General features: G+C 61.3%; 1 protein-coding gene and 1 pseudogene. Both read right to left on the bottom strand.

Annotation, left to right across the window (positions count from 1 at the left end; all coding sequences use genetic code 11):
• Positions 1-138 precede the first annotated feature (138 nt).
• Positions 139-444 carry an NADH-quinone oxidoreductase subunit NuoK gene (gene nuoK / locus ABB30_RS15380; protein WP_057638528.1) on the bottom strand — a complete coding sequence of 102 codons (306 nt, stop codon included), beginning with the start codon at positions 442-444 and terminating at the stop codon, positions 139-141.
• Positions 444-702: pseudogene (locus tag ABB30_RS15375) on the bottom strand (NADH-quinone oxidoreductase subunit J); the annotation flags it as partial. The pseudogene ABB30_RS15375 and the gene nuoK, both read right to left, overlap by 1 nt.

The raw sequence follows: 702 nt of genomic DNA, 5'->3' as shown, positions 1-702 counted from the left end.
ACGCCACCGATGGTGGCGTACTGGGCGCCGCGGCGACCTACCTGACGACCGAACAGGCCGGCGATGATGCTGCCGAACAGCGGTGCAAGCACCACTGCGATCAACAGATTCTTGGAGAGAGTGATATCCATCTGTGGATCAGCCCTTCAGCGAATCGACTTCGCCGACATTGATGGTGCGGCGGGTACGGAACAGGGTCACCAGGATTGCCAGGCCAATGGCGGCCTCGGCGGCGGCGACAGTGAGGATGAAGAACACGAACAGCTGACCGCCCGTATCACCCATCTCACGCGAGAAACCCACGAAATTGATGTTCACCGACAGCAGCATCAGTTCGATGGACATCAGCAGCACGATGATGTTCTTCCGGTTCAGGAAGATACCGGCCAGCGAGATGCAGAACAGCACCGCGCCCAGGCCGAGCATGTGTCCCAGGGTGATCATCAGTTGCCCTCCTCGGCATCCGCCGGCTTGCGTGCGGTGTGCACTTCCGGAGTTTCAACAGCCATCTTGACCATGCGCATGCGGTCGGCCGCCTTGACCATGGTCTGCTCACCGGCGTTCTGGCTCTTGACGCCTTCACGACGACGCAGGGTCAGCATCACGGCAGCCACCACGGCCACGGTCAGGATCACCGCAGCGAACTCGAACGGCAGCAGGTACTCGGTGTACAGGCTGCGGGCCAGCCAGGTGATGTTGGAC

This window comes from Stenotrophomonas ginsengisoli, assembly GCF_001431485.1.
Lineage (GTDB): Bacteria > Pseudomonadota > Gammaproteobacteria > Xanthomonadales > Xanthomonadaceae > Stenotrophomonas > Stenotrophomonas ginsengisoli.
The sequence above is the reverse complement of the archived record's forward strand: the minus strand, read 5'-3'. Positions and strand labels throughout refer to the sequence as shown.